Source organism: Microtetraspora malaysiensis (genome assembly GCF_050947145.1).
Taxonomy (GTDB): domain Bacteria; phylum Actinomycetota; class Actinomycetes; order Streptosporangiales; family Streptosporangiaceae; genus Microtetraspora_A; species Microtetraspora_A malaysiensis.
The window spans coordinates 8,465,243-8,483,862 of sequence record NZ_CP191998.1 but is presented as its reverse complement, the minus strand read 5'-3'; the positions used below and the strand labels follow the sequence as shown (position 1 = coordinate 8,483,862).

At 71.8% G+C, this 18,620-nt stretch carries 20 protein-coding genes; 11 read left to right on the top strand and 9 right to left on the bottom strand.

All coding sequences use genetic code 11. The features are described 5' to 3' along the window. Positions 1-15: 15 nt before the first annotated feature. From ACQP1V_RS39590 to ACQP1V_RS39570, 5 genes are all read right to left on the bottom strand, one after another. Positions 16-2,076: a UvrD-helicase domain-containing protein gene (locus ACQP1V_RS39590; RefSeq protein ID WP_433416186.1), complete on the bottom strand. Its 2,061-nt coding sequence runs from the start codon at positions 2,074-2,076 to the stop codon at positions 16-18. A gap of 6 nt (positions 2,077-2,082) precedes the next feature. Then, positions 2,083-4,797: a hypothetical protein gene (locus tag ACQP1V_RS39585; protein ID WP_433416183.1), complete on the bottom strand. Its 2,715-nt coding sequence runs from the start codon at positions 4,795-4,797 to the stop codon at positions 2,083-2,085. 67 nt (positions 4,798-4,864) lie between these two features. Then, positions 4,865-5,551: a class I SAM-dependent methyltransferase gene (locus ACQP1V_RS39580; protein ID WP_433416180.1), complete on the bottom strand. Its 687-nt coding sequence runs from the start codon at positions 5,549-5,551 to the stop codon at positions 4,865-4,867. A gap of 150 nt (positions 5,552-5,701) precedes the next feature. Beyond that, positions 5,702-6,775: an ABC transporter substrate-binding protein gene (locus tag ACQP1V_RS39575; RefSeq protein WP_433416177.1), complete on the bottom strand. Its 1,074-nt coding sequence runs from the start codon at positions 6,773-6,775 to the stop codon at positions 5,702-5,704. Positions 6,776-6,849: 74 nt separating this feature from the next. Further along, positions 6,850-7,008 carry a hypothetical protein gene (locus tag ACQP1V_RS39570; protein ID WP_369407234.1) on the bottom strand — a complete coding sequence of 53 codons (159 nt, stop codon included), beginning with the start codon at positions 7,006-7,008 and terminating at the stop codon, positions 6,850-6,852. 163 nt (positions 7,009-7,171) lie between these two features. Between ACQP1V_RS39570 and fdxA the strand changes: the two genes are divergently transcribed. The 7 genes from fdxA to ACQP1V_RS39535 all read left to right on the top strand — a co-directional run bounded on the left by fdxA (position 7,172) and on the right by ACQP1V_RS39535 (position 12,806). Further along, positions 7,172-7,498 (top strand): ferredoxin, encoded by a 327-nt coding sequence (fdxA, locus tag ACQP1V_RS39565; RefSeq protein ID WP_067142189.1) that lies wholly within the window; start codon positions 7,172-7,174, stop codon positions 7,496-7,498. 68 nt (positions 7,499-7,566) lie between these two features. Beyond that, positions 7,567-8,646 carry a succinyldiaminopimelate transaminase gene (gene dapC, locus ACQP1V_RS39560; protein WP_387409255.1) on the top strand — a complete coding sequence of 360 codons (1,080 nt, stop codon included), beginning with the start codon at positions 7,567-7,569 and terminating at the stop codon, positions 8,644-8,646. 11 nt (positions 8,647-8,657) lie between these two features. Continuing rightward, positions 8,658-9,302 carry a DUF4178 domain-containing protein gene (locus tag ACQP1V_RS39555; protein ID WP_433416172.1) on the top strand — a complete coding sequence of 215 codons (645 nt, stop codon included), beginning with the start codon at positions 8,658-8,660 and terminating at the stop codon, positions 9,300-9,302. Between the two features lie 10 nt (positions 9,303-9,312). Further along, positions 9,313-10,119, top strand: coding sequence for a hypothetical protein (locus ACQP1V_RS39550; RefSeq protein ID WP_433416169.1), 807 nt, complete (start codon positions 9,313-9,315; stop codon positions 10,117-10,119). Positions 10,120-10,136: 17 nt separating this feature from the next. Beyond that, the gene (dapE, locus tag ACQP1V_RS39545; protein WP_067142179.1) at positions 10,137-11,195 is read left to right on the top strand and encodes a succinyl-diaminopimelate desuccinylase; all 1,059 of its coding nucleotides are present in this window, start codon (positions 10,137-10,139) and stop codon (positions 11,193-11,195) included. A 207-nt stretch (positions 11,196-11,402) separates the two neighbouring features. Then, positions 11,403-12,197 carry a TIGR00730 family Rossman fold protein gene (locus tag ACQP1V_RS39540; protein ID WP_387409258.1) on the top strand — a complete coding sequence of 265 codons (795 nt, stop codon included), beginning with the start codon at positions 11,403-11,405 and terminating at the stop codon, positions 12,195-12,197. 21 nt (positions 12,198-12,218) lie between these two features. After that, a complete protein-coding gene (locus ACQP1V_RS39535; protein WP_067142176.1) occupies positions 12,219-12,806 on the top strand; it encodes a TIGR00730 family Rossman fold protein in 588 nt (195 codons plus the stop codon). On the opposite strand, the gene ACQP1V_RS39530 is transcribed toward ACQP1V_RS39535, so the two are convergent. Continuing rightward, entirely contained in the window at positions 12,783-13,067 is a 285-nt protein-coding gene (locus ACQP1V_RS39530; RefSeq protein WP_067142173.1) for a hypothetical protein, read from the bottom strand. The two genes, ACQP1V_RS39535 and ACQP1V_RS39530, sit on opposite strands and share 24 nt — an antisense overlap. 43 nt (positions 13,068-13,110) lie before the next feature. Between ACQP1V_RS39530 and ACQP1V_RS39525 the strand changes: the two genes are divergently transcribed. Next, positions 13,111-13,899 carry a hypothetical protein gene (locus ACQP1V_RS39525; RefSeq protein ID WP_433416164.1) on the top strand — a complete coding sequence of 263 codons (789 nt, stop codon included), beginning with the start codon at positions 13,111-13,113 and terminating at the stop codon, positions 13,897-13,899. After that, positions 13,899-14,471 (top strand): DNA-3-methyladenine glycosylase I, encoded by a 573-nt coding sequence (locus ACQP1V_RS39520; RefSeq protein WP_433416161.1) that lies wholly within the window; start codon positions 13,899-13,901, stop codon positions 14,469-14,471. The genes ACQP1V_RS39525 and ACQP1V_RS39520 overlap by 1 nt, the downstream gene beginning before the upstream one ends. Here the strand turns inward: ACQP1V_RS39520 and ACQP1V_RS39515 are convergent. Then, positions 14,437-15,240, bottom strand: a complete 804-nt coding sequence (locus tag ACQP1V_RS39515; RefSeq protein WP_433416158.1) for an enoyl-CoA hydratase-related protein — start codon at positions 15,238-15,240, stop codon at positions 14,437-14,439. The genes ACQP1V_RS39520 and ACQP1V_RS39515 overlap by 35 nt on opposite strands. After that, entirely contained in the window at positions 15,237-16,082 is an 846-nt protein-coding gene (locus tag ACQP1V_RS39510) for a PaaX family transcriptional regulator (RefSeq protein ID WP_433416156.1), read from the bottom strand. Before ACQP1V_RS39510 ends, ACQP1V_RS39515 begins: the two co-directional genes overlap by 4 nt. Before the next feature lie 182 nt (positions 16,083-16,264). Here ACQP1V_RS39510 and ACQP1V_RS39505 point away from each other — a divergent pair, with 182 nt between their 5' ends. Both ACQP1V_RS39505 and ACQP1V_RS39500 read left to right on the top strand, forming a co-directional pair. After that, the gene (locus tag ACQP1V_RS39505; RefSeq protein WP_082777371.1) at positions 16,265-16,432 is read left to right on the top strand and encodes a DUF3117 domain-containing protein; all 168 of its coding nucleotides are present in this window, start codon (positions 16,265-16,267) and stop codon (positions 16,430-16,432) included. Between the two features lie 79 nt (positions 16,433-16,511). Then, complete coding sequence (locus ACQP1V_RS39500) at positions 16,512-17,912, top strand: leucyl aminopeptidase (protein ID WP_433416153.1); 1,401 nt, start codon at positions 16,512-16,514, stop codon at positions 17,910-17,912. On the opposite strand, the gene ACQP1V_RS39495 is transcribed toward ACQP1V_RS39500, so the two are convergent. Next, positions 17,901-18,536, bottom strand: coding sequence for an O-methyltransferase (locus ACQP1V_RS39495; protein WP_433416150.1), 636 nt, complete (start codon positions 18,534-18,536; stop codon positions 17,901-17,903). The genes ACQP1V_RS39500 and ACQP1V_RS39495 overlap by 12 nt on opposite strands. Positions 18,537-18,620 lie beyond the last annotated feature (84 nt).

Below are 18,620 nucleotides of genomic sequence, written 5' to 3'. Positions count from 1 at the left end.
GTTCAGACTATGGGATCAGGCGGGAAGGAAGGGACTTGCCCGTCCGGTGTGGGACACGTAGAGCATCTCGCTGGCCCGTGTGCATGCCACGTAAAGGAGCCCCCGTTCGCGTTGCAGATCGTGAGCCCGAGCCGTCGGATCCTCGGCGGCAGGGGTCAGTGCCTCGGGTGCCGGAACGATTCCGTCAGCCACGCCTATCACGGCCACCCGACGGAATTCCAGCCCCTTCATGCCGTGCAGCATCGTCACCTTGACGCTGATCCCGGCCTGCTGTAGCGCCGCGCGCGCGGCCCGCACCAGGTCGGTGCTGCGGGCCGCCACGGCGATCTCGCTCTCGGGCACGCCGTCGGCCAGCCACGACGAAAGGTGGGACACCAGCCCGGCGAGCTCCGCCTCCTGGGAGACGTATCCGAGAACCGTCGGACGCGGCCCGTGCTGCAGCGCGCGATAGCCGTGCAGCTCCGCGATGCCCTCGACGAGGCCGTCCGCGGGGCCGCCGCCGCGCAGCCGGATGCCGAACGACAGGATCTCGTGCGGCAGCCGGTAGGAGATCTTGAGGTGGAACCTCCGGACCGGGATGCCGAGCCCGGCCAGCGCCACGCGGGTGTCGAACATCCGCTGGTGCGGGTCCCCGACGATGAACATGTCGTTCGGGGCGAGCGGCACCGCCGCGCGCAGCAGCCGCCACTGCGCCGGGTGCAGGTCCTGCGCCTCGTCCACCACGATGTGCCGGTACGGCTCCCGCCCCGGAGCCTCGTCGCCCAGCATGTCGCCGGTGGACCGGCCCAGCAGTTCCGCCGCCTCGGAGGCGAGCTGGAGCAGCGTGCGGCGGCCGGACGCCCGCAGCCGCTCCTCGACGTGCTGCACGGCCCGCCAGACGGTGGTGCGGATCTCCGGGGACAGCTCGACGGTGCGGCCGGAGCGCGGGGCGGCGAGGTACTCGTCGAGGGTGCGCAGGTTCTGCGAGAGGATCACCTGCTCCCACTCGCGCAGCAGGAACGCGGCGCCGAACCGGCTGCCCGCCGCCTCCTTCCACAGCGCGGCCAGGTCGCCGGTGCCGACGAGGGTCGGCGGGCGGCCCTCCGCCTCGGACACGATCCGGTGCGCGAGGCGGTCCACGTTGCGTACCTCGATGCGCTCGCGCACCGTCTCGTCATCGATGATCAGGTCGAGCCGCGCGGCCAGCTCCGACGCCAGCGCCTGGGAGAAGGTGACCAGCAGGACGGAGCCGGCCCCGGCCCTGGCGAGATAGGCGGCCCGGTGCAGGACGATGACGGTCTTTCCGGTGCCCGCGCCTCCGGTCACCAGCGTGGACTGGTCGTAACGCTCCCAGTTGGAGTAGGTGTGCTGCGGCGGATAGAGGAACGTGGCCCAGTGAGGGGCGTTTAGTATCCGGTCCAGCTCCTGCTGACTGGTGGCGAAGGCCGCCCGCCCCGGGCTGCGCCGCAGCGCCGCCACCAGGTCGTCGGGGTCGATCTCGCCGGGCTCCATGCAGCGGCAGCCGTCCAGCTCCGACCAGGCGGCGGCCAGCGAGCCGCCCTTGACCAGCGCCATCAGCGGCGCGAGCTGGCTCTCCGGCAGGAACGGCTCGATCCCGGTGAGGTGCGCCTCCGACGTCATCAACCGCAGCAGCGGGAGCAGGGTCGGGTCGATGCCGATGTCGAGCAGGTCGTTGTCGCAGAACGTCTCGAACAGGCGGTCCTGGCTGCGCTGCGACGCCCGATGCAGCGCGGCCTCCGACTCGTCGATCGCCACGGCGTCCCACACCTCGACGACGCCGATGGCCGAGTTGACGCCGACGCGGTGCCGCTGCGCGTACGACCACGCCTCGTCGTCCGGCAGCACGGTCAGCAGCCAGTAGGTGTCCTCATGCCGTACGACGACGCCGCGGTGGCCGGCGGACAGGCGCAGGGTGGCCACGCGGGGGTCCCGGCCGTTGCGCACCCGCTCCGGATGCGGCGCGGCGAGGGAGTTGTTCAGGAACCGGCGCAGCGCGACGGCGGCGTCCCGCCGGGTCTGGCTGTCCAGCGCGGCGAGCTTCCGGACGAAGTCCGGTGAAATGACGAGGTTCGGCATCTCCGGCTAACCCAACAGGGAGAGGATGTCGCGGTCCCCTCGCTCTCGAAGGCGGGTGAGGAGTTCGGTCTCGTCCACGGGACCGGCCAGGCCGATCCTGGTGGCGATGACCCGGAACGCCTGCTCGCGAGTGCCCCCCGGCGCGGTGTAGCCCACCAACCGGAGCGCCCGCGCGGTCGCGTCCCCGCCGCTCGCCGCCGGCAGGTGCCGTACCCGCAGCATCCCCTCGTCCGAGAGCGTCAGGAAGATGTGGCTTCCCTCCTTGGCCGCCATCTCCGTGAGGATCGGCTGGAGCGATCCGAGGGCCGGATGGGCCTGCCACGAGAGCGTGACGTCCCCGGCGGCGCTTCGCACGGTACGGCTGCCGCCCGGCGAGATCCCGAGATAGGCGGCGAACCCACTGGGCAAGGAGATCTCCGCTCCTTCCAGATGCTGCGCGGTCACGTCGACCCGCAGCCACCAGCGCCCGTCGGGCTGGCGGAAGCAGCGCCGGGTGAGCGCGACGTCCTTCAACTGGCCTTGCTGCATCGCCGGCGCGGCCGGCGGGAAACCGGGCGCGCCGCCCGGCGCGAAGCCCGGAGCGTGCCCCGGGCCCGGTGCGGACGCGCCCTGCGGCGCCCCCGGAGGCGTGTGCGGGGCCGGCGCTCCCGGCGGCGGGCCGGATACCGGGGCTCCCGGCGCCGGGGCGGGAGCGGGCGTCGGCGGCTGCGCGGGCGCGGGGGCCGGACGGGACGTGTTGCCGCTCTGCATACGGAGCTGCGGCACGTGCTCCAGCCACTCCTTGGCGACCTCGGGGTGGATACCCAGCGAGGCGACCAGCTCCAGCGCGCGGGCGACGGTCGGCGGCCGCTCGGCGCCCAGGATGAGGGCGCGCGTCTTCTCGTGCAGCTCACTCAGCTCGCCGACCACGAGCCAGTTCCCGGAGACGCGGTGCTCGGGCAGCGTGGTCAGCACGAACTGCCACGCGGGTACGTCGAGCGAGGGCAGGTCGGCGCGATGCCAGGGGGCGGCGTCGATCAGCCGGGACTTCGGCGCGGCCACGCCCAGCGTCTCCACGACCCGCTTCACGTGCTCGCCGTACGGCGTCGCCTCGGGCCCGGCGAGCCACTCCGCCAGCCGCGCGCGCAGCGACTCCTCGATCTCGCCGATGGCCGCGACGGGGATGGCGAACAGCTTGGCCAGCTCCTCGGCCGCCGTGGGGATCTCGGCGAAGACCCGGTTCTGCGCGACCATCCACGACTGGTCGTCCAGGCCGGCGAACACGGAGTCGAGCAGGGCGGGGAAGTCGGGCTCCTCGGCGGGGCCGCTCTCGGCGGCGGCGACCGCGCCCCCGTCCGTCTCCGCGCCGTTGTCCGTCTCCGCGCCGCCGTCCGTCTCCGCGCCGCCGTCGGGGGCGCTTTCGGCGGAGCTTTCGGACACCGCGGCGGGGCCTTCCCCGCCGTCCGGGACTTCCACGTCCTCCGGGGCGGACTCTGCGCTGTCGGATCCGGCGCTGTCGGACTCTGCGCCGTCGAGTTCCTCCGGGCCGTCCGGGGCCGCCGTCGCGTTCGCGTCGGCGTCGGCGTCGGCGTCGGCGTCAACGTCGTCTTCGGTGGCTTCGGCGGCGGCGGACACCTCGGCGCCCTCCGCGGCATCGGACCCGGCCTCGGGCTGGGCGGGGGCGTCCCCGGGGCCAGCCTCGCGAGCGTCCGCGGAGTCGTCCGACGCCCCGCTGTCGACGGTGTCGGGGGTGGCATCGACCGTGGCCGGGCTCTCCTCCGGCGGGTCGGCCGGGCCCTCCGGCGAAGCGGCGATGTCCTCGGCCGGAGCGGTGATGTTCTCCGGCGAAGCGGCGTCCTCGCCGTCCTCGGCCGAAGCGGCAGCGTTCTCGGCGTTCTCGGTGGCGTCGGACTCGCCGGGAGCGGGCACGGCGGCGGACGCGGGCTCTTCCGCCGGGGCGGCGCCCTCCGGGTGAGCGGCCCCCTCGGACGCCTCTTCGGACGCCGTTTCGGTGGGATCGCCGGGGAGGGCCTCCGGGAGCTCCGGCAGAGCCGGAGCGGCGTCGGGGACGCTCTCCGCGAGGGCCGGAGCGACCTCGGACAGGTCCTCCGAAGCTTCGGACAGGCCGTCGGGAGCCGCCTCCGCGAGGCTCTCCGCGAGGGCCGGTGCGGCCTCCGGGACGTCCTCCGAAGCTTCCGCGAGGGCCGGTGCGGCCTGGACCGGGCTCTGGGCCGCGGCCTCGGCCGGGAGGCCCTGCCCGGCGGCGCGTACGACAGGCGGCCTCCGCGTCCCGGCGAGGCGGGCGAACACGGCGGTGAAAAGCGCGGTCAGGACGGGTCGGGCCTTGATGAACGCCTGGTCGCACAGTTCGCGGGCGGACAGCGAGAGCAGGCCCGGCCAGGACCCGGCACGATCCAGGGCGATGGCGACCTGCGGGTCGTCCGCGTCGTCCGGGTCGAGCACGTGCAGGGCGGGCAGCACGTCGCCGACGGCCGCCGCGGGCCACTGCTCCAGGGCGAGTTCCGTGACCAGTTCGCCCAGGGCCTCGGGGCCGAGCACGGCGAGCACGCGGGAGACGGGCAGGCTGCGCCACCACGCCTCCGGCAACGCACCCTCGGCGGCGCTCGGCTGGGCGCCCGGCGGCAGGTCGTCCACCGAACGGGAGGGCGCGGTCAGCGTTCCGATGCGGGCAGCGTCACTCCAGCGCAGCGGTGGCACAAGGTCACTCAGGCAGAAGTTCATCGCTTTCCCATCAGTCTGTACAGCCAGACCATAGTCTGACAAATCCCCTACGACATCGGGAGTTTCGTCAGCGAAGAACGGCGGCGAAACGGAGTCGCACGTAGTCGGCCACCCACCCGGACTCCCGCCTCAGTGCCGGGGCCGCGAGCTCGTTCACCCTGCGTAGGAGGGGCTCCACGAGCGCGGGCGGCACTCCGTCGAGCAGCGACCCGGCGAACATCCGCACCCAGTCGGCCGCGCCGCCGGGACACTCGTCCAGCGGGGTGGGGCGGTCGACGTACTCCAGGATCCGCACCGTGAAGCCGCCCTTCTCCAGCCGGACGGCGTATTCGGCCGGGGTGGGGAAATACCACGGCAGCCCCGGCTCGCGCAGCCCGTGCTCGCGCCAGGCGGTGCGCATCGCGGACGTCAGCGTGGCGCAGTTGCCCGCGCCGCCCAGCTCGGCGACGAACCTGCCGCCGGGCCGCAGGGCCATCCGCACGCACGAGATCACGGCGTCGGGGTCGCGGCTCATCCAGTGCAGCGCCGCGTTCGAGAACACCGCGTCGTACGGCTGGGCCACGGTGAAGTCGTCACCGTATCCGACGGTGAAGTCGAGGCCCGGGTACTGGGCGATCGCGGTCTCGATCATGGCAGTGGAGCCGTCGATGCCCAGGACCCGCGCGCCTCGCTTGGCGATCTCCGCGGTGAGCACGCCGGTGCCGCAGCCGAGATCGAGGACACGCTCATCCGGCTGCGGGTCGAGGAGCTCCACCAGCGGCACTCCCTGGGCCGATACGTAGCCGAAGGAACTGTCGTAGGCGCGAGCGTTCCACCGTGTGAGACTGGGGGTTTCGTATCGCAAGATCGGCTCGCATTCTCGTGTGGGCAACACTTTACGGCTTCGCCGAACTCGCGACCGCTATTAGCCGATTTGCCGGGACCAGTACTTCTGCAGGTAGGACTTCGCCTCGTCCTGCTGCGGAATCGTGAGGTACACCGGCGTCCCGACGGCCCTGGGCAGCTTGGCCGCCGTGGCCCGGTCGATCGTGCCGCGCATCTCCATGGCCTCCATCCGGACCGGACGGGCGTACCCGTTGAGGAATAGATTCTGGCCGTCGTCGGAGAGTAGGAATTCCTCCCACAGGCGGGCGGCGGCCGGATGTCGCGCCTTCTTGTTGATCGCCTGCACATAGTAGGAGGCGAGCACCTGGTCGCGGGGGATCGTCACCAGCCAGGTCGGCTTGCCGCCCTGCGTCGTGGCGGCGGAGCGCGCCATGTTGAGGTAGTCCCAGTCGACCACCGCCGTGGCCTGCTCGGGTGCCGTGAGCGCGCCCGCCTTCTTGAGCCCGGAGAAGAAGGCGAGTCCGCGGGCCACGTCCGTCTTCCCCCTCTTGAGTGAGGTCGCCATGACGCCGTTGAACGCGGAGGCGGTGCGCAGCGGATCGCCCGGCAGCGCCACCGTGACACCCTTCCTGTTCAGCGCCGCGTACGACGGCGGCGCGGGCATCTTGCGCGGGTCGTAGCCGATGGACATGTAGCCGCCGTAGGTGGCGTACCAGAGGCCCTTGCCGTCCTTGAGCTCGTCGGGGACGTCCGGCCAGCCGCTCACCTTGTACGGCGCGAACTTCTCGGCGTTGGCCACCGCCACGTCGAGGTTGAGGTCGAACACGTCGGGCGGGTTCTTGCCCGTCGCCGCGTCGATCTGCTGCTGGCTGCTCGCGTCGGGGCGCAGCTCGGTCACCTTGATGCCGTACTCCTCGGAGAACCGCTCGATGAGGTGGCCGTAGTTGACCCAGGTGTGCGGCAGGCCGATGACGGTGAGCTCGCCCTCTTTGCGGGCCGCGGCGACCAGGCCGTCCATGCCGCCGAAGCCGCTCAGGCCGTCGGCACGCACGTTCGCGGGCGGAAGCTGCTTGGGCTTCTCCTCTGCGGGGGCCGAGCAGGCGGCCGCGGCCGAAAGGAGGAGGATCACGGCGACACTGGTACGTTTGGTCACCCGCCGAATACTCTACGTGGCGCTCCCGGTGGTCGAGGAGGCACGCGCGGGATTTACCGAGCGATCACGGGCATTTACCTGACCGGCACCACGCGCGCCGCGACCAGGCTCTCCTCCGCGATCTCCACGAGCGTCCCGTCCCGCTTGCGCACGGCCAGCACGCCCTCGCTCCACGACTCCAACACGCCGACGGCGTCGCGGAAGCCGCCGGGCACCGTGCGTCGCGTGGTCACCCGTTTCCCCGCGTCGGCGGGGGTAATCGCGATGATGAGACGGGCTCCTTGACGAAGGGTCACGGCGATTGTCCCCCTCCCGTTTCGGCCTGTGGGCAGGCACCGCAATACTAGGTCTGAACAACCCGCGGTCGAATCGTGCCAACTCAGAAGGAGCCCGAAGGTGACGTACGTCATCGCGCAGCCTTGCGTGGACGTCCTGGACAAGGCGTGCATCGAGGAGTGCCCCGTCGATTGCATCTACGAGGGCAACCGGATGCTCTACATCCACCCCGACGAGTGCGTGGACTGCGGAGCCTGTGAGCCGGTCTGCCCCGTCGAGGCGATCTTCTACGAAGATGATCTTCCCGAGCAGTGGAAGGACTTCTACAAGGCCAACGTGGAGTTCTTCGAAGAGCTCGGCTCCCCGGGCGGTGCGTCCAAGGTCGGCAAGATCGAGAGGGACCACTCCGTCGTCGCCGCGCTCCCGCCGCAGGGCGAAGACCACTGACCAGCGGGAACTCCGCCCATTGAGCAGCCAGGCTCGATGGGCGGGTTCATGATGACTAGGGGGCCATTTTGATCTCGTTGCCGGACTTCCCGTGGGATCGGCTCACGGCCTACAAGGAGAGGGCGGGGACGCACCCTGACGGGATCGTCGACCTCTCAGTCGGCACTCCGGTCGATCCGGTCCCCCTGGTCGCGCAGAAGGCGCTCGCCGAGGCCGCCGACAGTCCCGGCTACCCGCTGACGTACGGCACCCCCCGGCTGCGCGAGGCGGCCGCGGGATGGTTGGCACGCAGGCACGGCGTCCGTGTCGACGCGGCGGACATCCTGCCCACGATCGGGACCAAGGAACTGGTGGCCTGGCTGCCCACCCTCCTCGGCGTACGGCCCGGCGAGCGCGTGCTCTTCCCCGAGCTGGCCTACCCCACGTACGACGTCGGGGCGCGGCTGGCCGGAGCCACGCCGTACGCCACGGACGGGCTGCTGGCGGTGGGGCCGGAGCGCGTCCCGCTCGTCTGGGTGAACTCCCCGTCGAACCCCACCGGCCGGGTGCTCCCGGCGGAGCACCTGCGCAAGGTCGTCTCCTGGGCGCGCGAGCGCGGGGCCGTGGTCGCCTCCGACGAGTGCTACCTGGAGCTCGGCTGGGAGGAGCGGCCGGTCTCGATCCTCCATCCCGACGTCTGCGGCGGCTCGCACGAGGGCCTGCTCGCGGTCCACTCGATGTCGAAGCGTTCCAACCTGGCCGGTTACCGCGCCGGTTTCGTGGCCGGTGACCCGGCGCTGGTGCGGCGACTGCTGGAGGTGCGCAAGCACGCCGGCATGATCATGCCCGCTCCCGTGCAGGCCGCCATGGCGGCCGTGCTCGACGACGACGCGCACGCCGACGAGCAGCGGGAGAGGTACGCCCGCCGCCGCGCCGTGCTCCGCCCCGCGCTCGAACGCGCCGGATGGCGGGTCGAGCACTCCACGGCCGGGCTCTATCTCTGGGCCACCAACGGCGCCGGCTGCTGGGAGCAGGTCGAGGCCCTGGCCGCGCGCGGCATCCTGGTCGCGCCCGGCGACTTCTACGGCGAGGCAGGCGCGCGCCATGTCCGTATCGCCGTGACCGCCACCGATGAGCGGGTAAATGCGGCTGTGCTCCGCCTCCAGTAGGATCGCCCGGCATGACGGCAGCGGTGGTGCTCTCCTTGAGCGTCGCGACGCTCGTCGTCGTCTTGGGCGCCGTCCTCGCCGCGGTGCGCTCCGGCCGCTCCCGGGCGCCGTCCGCGGAAGCCGCGAAGCAGGGGGCCGCGAAACAGGGCGCCGCGAAGCCGGATGCCGGGCCCGAGTACTTCGACCCCCGCACGATCAAGGTGGGCGACACGGTCCACTGCGCGGGTGTCCGCTTCCACACCGTCGGAGCGCTCCAGCTGGCCCGCCAGGGCGAGCGGCGCACCGAGTACCTCCTCGACGACGGCAACCGGCACTATCAGTGGCTGTCGGTCGAGGAACTCAGGGAACAGGGCGCCGGCGAAGCCGGCCATCTGGAGGTGCTGCTGTGGACCACCGTGCCGACCGAGGGCATGGTCCCGGCCAAGAGCACCCTCACGATGGACGGCGCCGAGTTCTCGCCCGTCAGGCGCGGCACGGTCGCGTTCCGCGCCGAGGGCACCACCGGGATGCCCGACCGCGGGCTGCTGGACTACGTCCTCTACCACGGGAACGACGGGCGGCTGCTCGCCTTCCGGCGTCCGCAGGGCGGCGGCTGGGCGGCCTCCTACGCGCATCCTCTGCCGCCGGGCTCGATCCGCGTGGAGCCGCGTTCGTGAGGTTCGCCACGTGACCGGGCGTGTCTCACGCACGGCGCTGGCCATCGTGGCCGTCGTCGTCGTCATCGGGGCGGGGATCTTCTTCGGGGCGTACTACCTGTTGGAGCGCGCCAAGCCGTTCGCGCTCGGCGAGCACTGCAAGATCAAGACGTCCGAGGGCAGCCTCGAGCTGGACATCGAGCAGTCGGAGATCGCGGCCACGATCGCCGCCGTCGCCACGCGCCGCGGGCTGCCCGAGCGCGCTTTGCAGATCGCGTACGTGACCGCGATCCAGGAGTCCAAGCTCACGAACCTGCCCTACGGCGACCGCGACTCGGTGGGCGTCTTCCAGCAGCGGCCCTCGCAGGGCTGGGGCACCTCCAAGCAGCTTCAGGACCCCGTGTACGCGACCAGGAAGTTCTTCGTCGCGTTGGAGAAGGTCAACGGCTACCGCAAGATGCCGTTGCACGAGGCCGCGCAGGAGGTGCAGCGGTCCGCGGACGGCTCGGCGTACGCGCAGCACGAGCCGCAGGCGCGGATCCTGGCCGGCGCGTTCTCCGGCCGCGTCCCGAAGGCGGTCCACTGCTGGTACCCGCCGCCGGAGAAGCCGGTCACGTTCCGCCCGCAGGTGGCCCGCAAGCAGTTGCTCCGCGAGCTGGGCGACGACTCGGCGGCCGGGCGGTCCTGGCAGATCGCCGCGTGGTACGTCGCCCACGCCCAGCGGTACGGCCTGCGCGAGGTCCGCTACGGCGACGTGGTGTGGACGGCGGAGGCCGGTCACGACGGCTGGGTGGCCTCGGAGGAGGCGCCCGTCACCGGAAAGGTGCGCGTGCTCTGAGGGATAGGCTCGCGACCATGCGGTTGGACCTGGATCTGAGCACAGACGTGGGCGCGCTGACGGCGAGACTGGTGGACATCGAGTCGGTCAGCGGTGACGAGAAGGCGATCGTCGACGCGATCGAGGAGGTGCTGCGCCCCCTGCGGCACCTGTCCGTGGACCGGGACGGCGAGGCCCTCGTCGTGCGTACGGCGCTCGGGCGCACCGAACGGGTGGTGATCGCCGGGCACGTGGACACGGTGCCGGTGGCGGACAACGTGCCCGCCCGGGTGGAGGGCGACCTGATCCACGGCTGCGGCACCTCGGACATGAAGAGCGCGATCGCGGTCATGCTCAAGCTGTGCCTCATCGAGGCGCCCAACCGCGACCTGACGTTCGTGTTCTACGACTGCGAGGAGATCGAGGCCGAGCGCAGCGGCCTGCTCCGGCTGACCCGCAACCACCCCGACTGGCTGGTCGGCGACTTCGCCGTCCTCATGGAGCCCACGCACGGGTTGATCGAGGGCGGCTGCCAGGGCACCCTCCGGGCCGAGATCGTGACCCGCGGCGTGCGCTCGCACAGTGCCCGGTCCTGGAAGGGGGTCAACGCCATTCACGCCGCCGCGCCGATCCTCGACCGGCTCAACGCGTACGAGCCGCGGCGGCCGGTCGTGGAGGGGCTGGAGTACCGCGAGGGCCTCAACGCGGTCGGGATCCACGGCGGCGTGGCGGGCAACGTGATCCCCGACGAGTGCGTGGTCACGGTCAACTACCGGTTCGCGCCCGACCTTTCCGTCGAGCAGGCGCAGGACCACGTCCGCGAGGTGTTCGACGGCTTCGAGGTGCGGTTCACCGACGCGGCGCCCGCGGCCCGCCCGGGGCTGACCCATCCGGTGGCCGCCCGCTTCGCCGAGGCCGTCGGGGGCGTCCCCAGGGCCAAGTACGGCTGGACCGACGTCGCCCGCTTCTCCGAGCTGGGCATCCCGGCCGTCAACTACGGCCCGGGCGACCCGAACCTGGCGCACCGGCGGGATGAGCACGCCGAGCTGTCCAAGATCTTCGAATGCGAACGACGGATGACCGCCTGGCTGACCTGATCCGGGGCCGAGGAACGATTTCCGCAGGCCCGGGAGGTGGTTCCCGATCTGGGTGGAAATGAAGAAAGTGGCTTTCCTCGCCGGCCATTTGGCGGGGAAAGCCACTTTCATCCCGAGCAGCACCCTCGCCTGTTAGACGTGGGGCGGTTGAATCCCGGTTCCGCGATTTTTCAAGATTGTTTTGACTCCTGCACTAGCGTGACCGGCATGACTACTATCCGCAGGGAACGCCGCCAAGGCCCCTCCGTCCTCCGCGGCAGCATGGTTCCCGAGTCCACTCATGACCAGCGGCTTCTCGATCGCAGAGGGCCGACCGACTGGCTCCACATGGACCCCTGGAGAGTGCTCCGCATCCAGTCGGAGTTCGTCGAAGGATTCGGCGCGCTCGCCGAGCTGCCGCCCGCCGTGACCGTCTTCGGCTCTTCCCGCACCGGCCGTGATTCCAAGGAGTACGAGCTGGGCATGCGGCTCGGGCGATCGCTCGCCGAGGCCGGTTTCGCCGTCATCACCGGGGGCGGTCCCGGCGTGATGGAGGCGGCCAACAAGGGCGCGCTGGAAAGCGGCGGGGTTTCGGTCGGCCTCGGCATCGAGCTTCCCCACGAGCAGCACATGAACGAGTACGTCGATCTCGGCGTGGAATTCCGGTACTTCTTCGTTCGCAAGACGATGTTCGTCAAGTACTCCTCGGGCTTCGTCACGCTGCCCGGCGGGTTCGGCACCCTCGACGAGCTCTTCGAGGCGTTGACCCTGGTCCAGACCCGCAAGGTCACCTCGTTCCCCGTGATCCTCATGGGCGTCGAGTTCTGGACGCCGCTGATCGACTGGATCCGCACCTCGCTCCTCACGTCGGGCAAGGTCTCCCCCCAGGATGTGGACCTGATCCAGCTCACCGACGACCCGGACGAGGCCGTGGAGATCATCGCGGCGGCCGACCGGCAGCAGGCGGGTACGGCACGCAGAGACGAGACCACCCGCCGCCACTCGGTCGCGGACGCCCAGTAACCGAGCTTCTAAGGTTGAGCGATGTTCATCTGCGTGTTCTGTTCCTCCAGCCTGAAGATCGATCCCAAATACATCGACCTCGCGACCGAGGTCGGCACCGAGATCGGCAAGCGCGGCCACGGCCTGGTCAGCGGGGGAGCGGTCGTCTCCTGCATGGGCGCCGTGGCGCGGGCGACGCGCCGCGCCGGCGGACACACCATCGGCGTGATCCCGCAGGTGCTCGTGGACATCGAGATCGCCGACACCGACTCGGACGAGCTGATCGTCACCGACGACATGCGCCAGCGCAAGGGCCTGATGGACGCCAGGTCGGACGCCTTCCTGGTCCTTCCTGGCGGCATCGGCACGCTTGAGGAACTCTTCGAGATCTGGACCTCCCGCGTACTCGGCATGCACGAGAAGCCGCTGGTCATCCTCGACCCCTGGGGCCTCTACGACCCGCTGCGCGACCTGGTGGCGGGCATGTACGACCAGGGGTTCACCCGGCCGGGGGTCTTCGACGCCATCTCCTGGACGGCCGACGTCCAGGAGGCGTTCGACCTCCTGGAGCGGCCGGGGCGCGAGCTGCGTCCCAGCCCGGAGGAGCTAGGCGAGGCCACGCCGAGTTAGGGCGGGGGGCCGCCGGCCGGCCAGGGACTCGGTCATCTCCACCGCGAGCCGTACGTCCCGGGCCGTCCCCGGGGCCGTGCGGAACACCCGAGCCCCGGCCCAGGCGAAAACGGCGGCCGCGGCGACCGCCTCCGTGGGTTCCTCCGGGAGCGTCACGACGACCGTACGGCCGGCCCGGACGAGGTCGGACACCTCCGTCATGGAGCCGGCCATGGCCCATCCCGGGTCGATAGCGTCATCGGGGCCGAGTACCACCGTCATGCATTGATGCTCCCACGGATGGGACTTGTGGCACGATTCGTATGTGCTGGTCGTACTCGCCCTCGCCGCGATCGCCGTCGTGGCCGTCACGGTGAAGGTCTCCCAAGGGCATGGCGGAGAGATGGCCGTGTTCCCACCGGACACACCGCCGCTCGTCATCCCCCGGGGACGCCTCTACGCGGCGGACCTGGCCCGGCTGCAACTCCCGATCGGCCTCGTGGGCTACCAGACGGACGCCGTGGACGCGACGCTGCAGCGGGTCGCGGCCTCGCTCGGCGAGCGGGACCTCCACATCGCCGCCCTGGAGCAGCGCCTGGCCGAGCTGGTGACGGCCCGTCTGTACGGCCGCCCCAGCGACGCGGAGGAGCCCCGGAGCGGCGTGGACGCCGACGACGCACCCCTGCGGACCGACGCGGCGGCCCTGTGGGCGGACGCGGCGGACGACGACCCGATGGACGGCGCGACAGCGGCCGAGGATGAGTCCGCCGAGGACGAGCCCGCCGAGGACGAGCCCGCCGCGGGCGACGCCTCCGGTGACGGCGCGAGCGCCGACGAGGACCGGGACGCCCCCGACGCCACCTCGACGCCGGGCACCGAGAGCGCTGACGACGCCCCCCAGACCGAGCAGCCGGAACAGCCGGAGCACGAGCGGGTGGGCGAGCCGGCGCAGGCCGAGCGCCTGGGGAAGCCGAAGCCGGCCGAGTCCGAACAGGCGGAGAGCCGGGACCGGGCGGCGGAGCAGCCGGGGGAGGGCGCCGAGCCCCGCCGGGCCGCCACAGCCACGGCCACAGCCACCATCATGAGCACGGGTACGCGGGAGGAGGGCGCGTGATGATCAGGTGTGCGTGGGCCACCTCCGCCCCCGACTACATCGCCTACCACGACGAGGAGTGGGGACGGCCGGTCCGCGGCGACGACCACGTCTTCGAACGCGTCACGCTGGAGGCGTTCCAGTCCGGCCTGTCCTGGCTGACCATCCTGCGCAAGCGGGAGAACTTCCGGGCCGCCTTCGCCGGGTTCTCCATCGAGAAGGTCGCCGCGTTCGACGAGTCGGACGTGGAGCGGCTGATGGGCGACGCCGGCATCGTCCGCAACCGCGCCAAGGTCGAGGCGGCCCTCGCCAACGCGAGGGCCGCGCTGGAGCTTCCCGGCGGCCTGTCGGACCTGGTGTGGAAATACGCCGACCTCACGACGCCGGCGCCGCCCACCCCCGCCGAAATCCCGGCGCAGACTCCGGCTTCCAAGGCGCTGGCCAAGGAGCTCAAGCGGAACGGCTTCCGGTTCGTCGGCCCGACCACGGCCTACGCCCTGATGCAGGCCATCGGCCTGGTCAACGACCACGTGGCCGACTGCTGGGTGCGCGAGGAGATCAACGGCCGTCGAACCGCGGCCGCTCCTTGTTGAGGAACGCCTTGGTCGCGGCCGCGTGATCGGCTGTGGCCGCGCACTCGTCCTGCAGCTCCGCCTCCAGGTCGAGCGCTTCCGACAGCGAGTGCGTGGCGGCGTAGTCCAGCGCCCGCCTGGTCGCCGCGTACGCGCGCGTCGGGCCCTGCGCCAGCCGTACCGCAAGCTCGCGGGCGACGGTGAGCACCTCGCCGGCGGGGACGACCCGGGTCACCAGGCCCAGCTCCAGGGCCCGCCCGGCGTCCACGGCGTCGCCGAGCAGGAGCAGCTCGCGGGCCCGGGCCGGCCCCACCAGGCGCTGCAGCGTCCACGACGCTCCCGAGTCGGGGGCGAGGCCGATGCCGGTGAACGCCATGGCGAACTTCGCCTTGACGGACGCCACCCGGAAGTCACAGGCGAAGGCGAGCGCCGCGCCCGCGCCCGCCGCCACGCCGTTCACCGCGGCGACGACCGGCTTGTCCATCGTCGTGAGCGTCCGCACGATCGGGTTGTAATGCCGCCGGACCGTGTCGTCGAGGCCGCGGCCGCTCTCCAGGTGCTCGGCGTGCTCACGCAGGTCCTGACCGGCACAGAAGCCCCGGCCCTGGCCGGTCAGCAGCACGGCGCGTACGGACGCGTCGTCCCTGGCCCGTTCCACCGCCGCCAGCAGCGCGGACTTCATGGAGGTGGTCAGCGAGTTCATCGCGTCCGGACGGTTCAGGGTGATCGTGGCGACACCCTCGCCGATCTCGTAGCGGACCTCGTCGTCGGCGACGTCGTTGGCGGTCATCGGATCTCCTCAGCGGTGGCCCCGCGGGCGGCTGCTCCGGGGGAAACGAGGGGGGCGTGCGGAGCGACGTCGAACGCCCCATCCATGTTCCGTTCGACGAACGCGGTGGCGGCCGGCAGCAGCCGGGCGGCCTCCTGCTCGAAGTAGAGGCGGGCCTTCTCTCCCGGCCATCCGGGGGGCAGCAGCTCGGCCGGCAGCCCCGGGTCGCGGAACAGGAAGTTGCGCCACCCGTTCAGCAGCCTGCTGCGCACCGCGAAGACCTGGTCGACGTGGGCGTCGTCGGGCAGCGAGCCGACGAGGACCTCGGCGTCGGCCAGCCACTGCTCGTACGCCTGGGCGATCGCGCACAGATCCCAGGCCTGGGCCACCAGCTCGCGCGGGTCCCCGGCAAGGGTCGCGTCGAACACGTACGCGCTGATCCGCAGCGCGTCGAGCTCAGGGGAAGGGTGCGGACCGATCCAGGTGGTCTCGGAGAGCGGCGCGTAGCCGAGGTATGCGAGGCCTGCCCGGAGCCGCTCCCGGCGCTGCCGGTCGCGGACCGGTTCGAGGACGAGCATGTGCCACCGGCCCGACCAGTTCACCGGGCCCGCCCGGTAGATGCGCGCCGCCGCCTTGTCCAGGCGGCTCACGCCTTTCGGCGTCAGCATGTAGCCGGGGCCCTGCGGCAGTCGTACGTGGTCGAGCCAGCCCTGGCGGACCATCCGCGAGATCGCGGTGCGCACCGCCGGAGCGGCGATGCCGAGCGGCGCGAGCAGCCGGACGAGAGCGGCCACGGACGCGCGCCCGCCCCGGCTACGGAGATGGTCTCCGTAAAGATCGAAAAGCGCGGCGCGGGCGTTCACCCCACCCAGTGTGCTGTGCAGATGCGCCGCCGACAATGCATATCCGACGTCCTTTGATCGACTGTACGGGGCATGGTCGTTACCTTTTTAAGCTCAGAGGCGGGATAATAGGCCATCACATCAAGACGTGAATATGTCGGCCGCCCCCCGGGGAAGCCGGCGCCGTGGGAAGGGATGCACGCATGGCGGCGATGAAGCCGCGGACCGGCGACGGTCCGCTGGAAGTCACCAAGGAAGGCCGGGGCATTGTCATGCGGGTCCCCCTCGAGGGTGGCGGCCGGCTCGTCGTCGAGCTCTCGGCTGATGAGGCCGGCGCCCTTGGAGACGCACTGAAGAAGGTGGTCGGCTGACCCCCAGCCGACCTGTTCGATTTTCGGCCCTGGCGGCGGGGATGATCCCGGTGCCGGGGCCGCCTTGTTGGAGGTGCTTGTGCCGATAGAGACCACGCCGACCTTCGTTGCCGAGCCTGCGGCCGATGCGCAGTTCGTCGCCGTGCCGTTCGGACGGGATCTCGCTCCACCCACAAATCTGCCATTGCCAGTCGACGCGCTGCTGGCCCACTACGAGGCCAAGGGGGAGCCGGGAGAGGTCGTCGAGGTCCCGGTCGCGCTCGGCTCGGGCATCCGCCGCGTCCTCCTGTACGGCATCGGCGGGGGCTCGGCGGCCGACCTGCGGAAGGCGGGCGCCTCCGTGGCAAGGAAGGTCAAGGGCGGCGCGCGGGTCTGGATCCGGGTGCCGGAGACCGGCGACGCCGCCGCGCTGGCCGAGGGCGCGCTGCTCGCGTCGTACACCTTCAGGATCGGCGCCGTACGCACGCCTCCCGGCATCGTCTTCGTCGGTGGGGACGAGGAGGCGCTGCGGCGGGGCGAGACGGTCGCCCGCGCGACGGCGCTGGCCCGCGACCTCGTCAACACCCCGGCGTCGATCAAGTCCCCGGCCTGGCTGGCGGATCAGGCGCGGGAGGTCGCCGCGAGCGCCGGCCTGGGCTTCCGCGAGGACAGCGCGCTCGACGGGTTCGGCGGCATCCGGGCGGTCGGGCAGGGATCGGCCCAGCCGCCCAGGCTCGTCGAGCTCACCTACGCGCCCGAGGGGGCCACCCGGCACGTGGTCCTCGTCGGCAAGGGCATCACGTTCGACACCGGCGGCCTGTCGCTCAAGCCCGAAGAGGGCATGAAGACGATGAAGACCGACATGGCGGGCGGCGCGGCCGTCATCGCCGTGATGGGCGCGCTGGCGACCGCCGGCGTCCCGGTGCGGGTGACCGGGCTCGTGGCCTGCGCGGAGAACGCGTTCTCCGGGTCCGCGCAGCGGCCCGGCGACGTCATCACCCAGTACGGCGGGCGCACCGTCGAGGTGCTGAACACCGACGCCGAGGGGCGGCTGGTGCTGGCGGACGCGCTCGCCTACGCCGACGCCGAGCTCGCTCCCGACATCCTGATCGACATCGCCACGCTCACCGGCGCGGCCAAGATCGCGCTCGGGCTGCGGCTCGGCGCGCTCTACGCGACCGACGATCCGCTGGCGGCGGAGCTGGTGGCAGCGGGGGAGGCGACCGGCGAGCGGCTGTGGCGGATGCCGCTGATCGACGACTACCGCGCCGACCTCGACTCCGACATCGCCGACCTGGCCAACGTGGACCGGAGGATGTCCGGCTCGGCCGGCTCGGTGGCCGCGGCACTCTTCCTCAGAGAGTTCGCCGGCGGACGGCCGTGGGCGCATCTCGACGTCGCGGGCCCGGCGCGGGCGACCGCGGACGACGGCGAGATCACCAAGGGCGGCACCGGGTTCGGCGTCCGGCTGCTCCTCAGCTATCTCGCGTCACTGGGCTAGTTTGACCGCGGCGAGGAGGCCGTCGCCGAGGGGCAGCATCAGCGGGCGGAGCCGGTCGTCGGCGCGGACCAGCTTGCCCAGCTCCCGGACGGCGACGGTGTCCGGGTCGCGCTGTGTGGGATCGGCCACCCGGTCGTCGCAGAAGGCGTCGCCGAACACGACGATCCCGCCGACGCGCAGCAGCCGTACCGACTCGGCCAGATAGTCGCCGTACTCCTGTTTGGCGGCGTCGCAGAAGACGAGGTCGTACCCCCCGTCGGCCAGGCGGGGGAGCACGTCGAGGGCGCGGCCGCCGATCAGCCGGATCTTGCTGCCGGAGAAGCCGGCCTCCGCGAACGTCTTGCGGGCCAGCCGCTGGTGCTCCGGCTCGGCGTCGACGCTGGTCAGCGTGCCGTCCGGACGCATGCCGCGCAGGAGCCAGAGCCCCGAAACGCCGCAGCCCGTGCCGACCTCGACCACCGACCGGGCGTTGATCGCCGTGGCGAGGAAGCAGAGCGCCGCCCCGCACCCGGGCAGGATCGGGGGCGCTCCCACCTCGATGCCCCGCCGGCGCGCGGATCGCAGGATCTCGTCCTCGGGGACGAACTCCTCCGCGTAGGCCAGGTTGGCCGGGGTCGTCGCCATCGGCCTCTCCTTCCCTCCTGCATTCTGTCGCAGCCTAGGGGAGTCAGGGTCGAACGGGAACTCACGCCACAACGGGGACGTTGC